We start from the raw sequence: 5151 nt of genomic DNA, 5'->3' as shown, positions 1-5151 counted from the left end.
GCTGCGGGATGCCAATCGATGATGATTCCATATTGGGACGTGATAAAGATGGCACATTAAATGAGGAGTATTGTAAGTGGTGCTATGCAGATGGAACATACACATATAATGATATGGATGAATTGATCGATGTATGTGTAAGGAATATGGTAAATGAAAATTTTACCGAAGAACAGGCACACTCTTATCTGAAAGAAATGCTTCCAAAGCTAGATTACTGGAACAGGTATGATGAACTTAGTGACAATGGGCAGTTTGAAGAGTTTAAAAAGCAATTGATAAACGAAATAAATGATCTGCATATAGACGGACTTCCAAGGGTAGACAAATTAAATGCACTTGTGGGGAAATATGTGAATCTGGAATATACTCTGCCTAATGGACAAAAAGTGAAATTCCTTGATGATCAGAAAACCTATCTGGGGAATCAACTGGAGTCTGAATTTGGAGGAGACAGGTGCTTCGGTATTCTGGCAAGTATGGATTTTGTTCTGGTATGTACATATGAGAAGGATGGTGAAAATCCAGAGCTGTTGATTTATAAAAAAAGATAATATAAGCAAAAAGAAAAGTTTTGACAAATTAACGACCGTTTACTTGCTTTTGAGGAAATGTGCATGACTAATAGAAAAGAGGAAATAAAGCAAAAAAAGGAAAGGCAGCAGATGCTTTTGTGATCAGGAAGAGAAATTCGATGTACATTATTGGAAATAAAGCAGAATAGATATAGCACCGTGATAACAGGAGAAGTAGGAAATGGCTTTTTGAAAAGCCAGTCTGGATTCCTTTACTGGACTTAGCTAAAGTAATCGGGTAAAATAATATTTAACAGAGTACGGGTGTGAATATCCGCCTGATTAAAAATACCCAGGACGAAGGAGATAAAATTATGTATGAAATTATGAGTGCAGATGAAGCAATCCGTCTGATTCGGGACGGTGACTGTATCTGCGTCAATTCATTTGTAGGAATAGAGAATCCAACGGAACTTCATGAAGCAATCTACCGAAGGTATCAGAAGATGCAGTCACCGACGCATCTGACAATTGTATCGAGTGCAGGGTTTGGTGTCTGGGACGAGGAACATAATGCAGAAAGATATATCAAAGAAGGTGCAGTGGACAAGCTGATTTGTGGTCATTTTGGAGCAATGCTTAGCACGAAAAAATTGGTGCTGGAGGATCGGTTTGAAGCATATAATCTGCCGCTTGGATGTATTTCCCATGCAATCCGTGCACAGGCAGGGGGGCTTCCCGGAGCTCTTTCCAAAGTTGGTCTGGATATTTTTGTGGATCCAAGACGAGAAGGACCTGGAATTAACAGAATTTCTATTGATGATTCATTGGTAAAACATGTTGAAGTGGATGGGGATGAATTTCTGTATTATAAACTTCCAAAGATTACCATTGCGTTGATCAAAGGAACTGCGGCAGACAGAAAAGGCAATATTACATTTGATGATATGTTCATGTCAGGAGATGCGCTTTCTATTTGTCAGGCAGTAAAGGCAAACAGAGGAAAAGTAATTGTGCAGGTAGACAGATTGGTTGATACACCATCCCGGCCACGTAATGCCATTATTCCGGGCTGTTTGGTAGATGCAATCGTTGTGGCAGAGCCGGAGAAGAGAAACGAAGCATATACTGCACTTACCGGAAGTTTTGAGATCCCTTATAAGGAGTGGCATGCATGGAGCGAAAAGATAGAGAATGTGTCTACGAAGCCACAGAAAAACAGTGTAACCGGAAATATTATCGGCAAAAGAGCGGCGCAGGAACTCAGGGTAGATGATATTGTTAATATCGGAATCGGAATTCCGGAGATGGTATCAAGATATGCACGAAAGTGTGGTATGCTTGATATGGTAACCTTAACAGTAGAATCGGGCGGCATTGGAGGATTTCCGGTATCAGGAGAGGCTTTTGGAGCAATGATCGGGGCAGCATCTGTCTATGATATGGCAAACCAGTTTGATCTGTATGATAATGGCGGACTTGATATCTGTTTTATGGGTGCGCTGGAAGTGGATAGATATGGAAACATCAATGCACATAGAGGTCCCGGAGCTTTTGCCGGAATTGGCGGATTTGCGAATATTACGGCAAAAACACCAACGGTTGTATTCTGTATGACATTTGATGCCAAGGGATTGGATGTTACGCAGGAAAAGGGTGTGGTAACGATTCGGAAAGAAGGAGAGATACCAAAATTTGTAGAAAAGGTTAATAGTGTAAGCTTTTCTGCAAAACGTGCGATTGAAAACGGACAAAAGGTATTGTATGTAACAGAACGCTGTGTGTTCAGACTGACACCAAAAGGCTTAAAACTGATTGAAGTCTATCCAGGAGTAGATATGCAGAAAGACATTCTGGACAGGCTGCCGTTTGAGGTGGAGATTTAAATTGGGATTTAATTTATTAACTGGAGAAGCGGCCTCTCAGTCCTTGAAGGGCAGTGGATGTTAATAAATGAAATACCCTGAAGTGTAACCCGGTGGAGGCCACTACGGTTACGCATTTGCCATTTCATTCGTAAGGCATTTGATACACACGGAATAAAGCTTGGAACGCCTTTCCAAGCTTTATTCCGGTTCGGGTATCCACAGCCTTTCTGAATTAAATCCCAAGAATTACAGAATATCAATATATTCCCCGGCCAAAGCCTTATTCATACTTCTGACTGCGCAGAATTTTCCGCACATACTGCAGGTATCGCTATGATCATCTTCCGGGCTTCGGCTGTCACGGATAGCTTTGGCTGTTTCAGGGTCTAATGCACAGGCATACTGTGCGTCCCAGTCAAGTTTCTGACGTGCTTCAGCCATTTTATCATCAATATCACGTGCTCCGGGAACACCTTTGGCGATATCGGCAGCATGAGCAGCAATCTTGGAAGCAATGATTCCTTGTTTTACGTCATCTACATTAGGAAGCGCCAGATGTTCTGCAGGTGTTACATAACATAAGAATGCAGCACCATTCATAGCAGCAACTGCACCACCGATAGCGGATGTGATGTGGTCGTAACCTGGAGCAATATCCGTAACAAGAGGGCCAAGTACATAGAACGGAGCACCCATGCAGATACTCTGCTGTACTTTCATGTTGGCTGCAACCTGATCAAGCGGCACATGTCCCGGTCCTTCTACCATTACCTGTACATTGTGATCCCATGCACGTTTTGTGAGTTCTCCAAGACGCACCAGTTCTTCAATCTGGCATACATCGGTAGCATCAGCCAGACATCCAGGGCGGCATGCATCACCAAGGGAGATAGTAACATCATATTCTTCGCAGATATCAAGAATCTCATCATAGTGTTCGTAGAAAGGATTTTCTTCTCCGGTCATACACATCCATGCAAATACAAGACTTCCGCCGCGGCTTACAATATTCATTTTACGTTTGTGTTTTTTTATCTGCTCAATTGTTTTACGTGTAATTCCGCAGTGAAGTGTGACAAAGTCTACACCATCCTCTGCGTGAAGACGGACAACGTCGATGAAGTCCTGAGCGGTCAGAGTAGCAAGATCTCTCTGATAGTGGATGACACTGTCGTATACAGGAACCGTACCGATCATAGCAGGGCATTCATGTGTCAGTTTCTGGCGGAATGGCTGTGTGTTACCGTGGCTTGATAAATCCATGATGGCTTCAGCACCAAGCTTTACAGCACTCATAACTTTTTCCATTTCAATATTGTAATCTTTGCAATCGCGGGATACACCAAGGTTTACATTGATCTTGGTACGGAGCATGCTTCCGACACCTTCCGGATCAAGGCTGGTGTGATTCTTGTTGGCACAGATTGCAACCTTGCCTTCTGCAACCAGTTTCATAAGTGCTTCTGTTGTCATGTTTTCTTTTTTTGCTACAATCTCAATTTCAGGAGTGACAATTCCTTTTCTTGCAGCATCCATCTGTGTTGTGTAATTTCTCATGTGTTTGCCTCCGTTAAAAAATTAGATATAAGGTTATAAAGCGTCAGCAAAAACACACAGATTTTGGTGCGGGAAAAATATTTCTCTACACAGATCTGCGGTTCATAAAAGAACTATGAAATTACTGACGCCTATATCAGATGGAAAATCTGATACTTGTGTATGCGGTACAAGGTGGTGTCCCCGATGTACCGTTTCTAAACAACTCTTAACGAGTCGTTTTTATCATAGACATTACGCCGCTTTTATTCAGCGTTGTAATCAGCAGGAATGCAAGAATGCTTCCTGCAATAGTAGAAATCAGAAATGGAACTACATAGACGAAGATCCCGGCAGGAGTGATTCCCATAATATATACTGCAACAGGATAAGCAGCCAGGCCGCCAAGAATTCCTGTGCCGAGTGCCTCGGCAAGACAAGTCAGGCTGAGCTTGTGGCAAATGGAGTATACAAGTCCGCAGCAAAGTGCTCCAACCATACTTCCGGGAAAAGCCATCATGCTGCCAAGACCAAGCAGATTTCGTAACAGGCTGGCACAAAATGCAATTCCTACACTGTACCAAGGTCCTAACATGACTGCTGCCAGGATATTAATAATATGCTGTACAGGTGCACATTTACTGCCTGCAACCGGAAAGCTTAAGAAGCTTCCGACGATGGCAAGAGCCGTAAATACACCGGCAAGAGCCAGTCGTCTTGTCCGTGAAGAGTCTGATGATAAAGTTGTGTGTGTCATAAATAAACATTCCCTTCGTAAAAAATACCCTTCATTCATAAAGCGGATGGAGGGTACGAAAAGTAAAAAAAGAAGAGATGCGGGGGCATCTCTGTCAAATCAATACATGGTATGAATCCCTCCGTTGGCATTATCCAAATCAGGTAAAGGGTCGAAACGGAATTACGCTTCCTCTCAGCCGGTTTTCGCCAGCTCCCCCTGTTTATAAAAAACTTTGTTCAATCATTATTATAGTCTGGCATATCGGAAAATGCAAGAAAATTTTTCTGGCGGTAAGAAGAAGGGGAGGATTTCATATGTTGTTTAAAAAGTCTGGAAAAATATAAGGAATCTTCATATCCTACAGATCTGGCAATTTGGGCAATTGGAAGATCTGTATTCTGCAAAAGTTCACAAGCTTTGCGGATACGGTAATCCAGAAGATATTCCTGTGGGGAGAAGCCGGTTACTTTTTTAAAAAGGCGGTAAAGATAAG

The 5151-nt window shown here is 42.4% G+C and carries 5 protein-coding genes and 1 riboswitch; of the genes, 2 read left to right on the top strand and 3 right to left on the bottom strand.

Annotated features, from left to right (window positions below; genetic code table 11):
* Both ACWJAF_RS13660 and ACWJAF_RS13655 read left to right on the top strand, forming a co-directional pair.
* Positions 1-554 (top strand): zinc ribbon domain-containing protein (locus ACWJAF_RS13660; RefSeq protein ID WP_448864664.1); only part of this gene is annotated, 554 nt, incomplete at its 5' end.
* A gap of 335 nt (positions 555-889) precedes the next feature.
* Entirely contained in the window at positions 890-2401 is a 1512-nt protein-coding gene (locus ACWJAF_RS13655; RefSeq protein WP_138377308.1) for a CoA-transferase, read from the top strand.
* A gap of 228 nt (positions 2402-2629) precedes the next feature.
* On the opposite strand, the gene thiC is transcribed toward ACWJAF_RS13655, so the two are convergent.
* From thiC to ACWJAF_RS13640, 3 genes are all read right to left on the bottom strand, one after another.
* Entirely contained in the window at positions 2630-3940 is a 1311-nt protein-coding gene (gene thiC, locus ACWJAF_RS13650) for a phosphomethylpyrimidine synthase ThiC (RefSeq protein ID WP_117598075.1), read from the bottom strand.
* 208 nt (positions 3941-4148) lie between these two features.
* Entirely contained in the window at positions 4149-4676 is a 528-nt protein-coding gene (gene thiW / locus ACWJAF_RS13645) for an energy coupling factor transporter S component ThiW (protein ID WP_296032199.1), read from the bottom strand.
* Positions 4677-4775: 99 nt separating this feature from the next.
* A riboswitch (TPP riboswitch) is annotated at positions 4776-4885 on the bottom strand.
* A 9-nt stretch (positions 4886-4894) separates the two neighbouring features.
* A partial coding sequence (locus ACWJAF_RS13640) for a helix-turn-helix transcriptional regulator (protein WP_448864661.1) occupies positions 4895-5151 on the bottom strand: 257 nt, incomplete at its 5' end.

Source organism: Dorea sp., assembly GCF_977044405.1.
The sequence above is the reverse complement of the archived record's forward strand: the minus strand, read 5'-3'. Positions and strand labels throughout refer to the sequence as shown.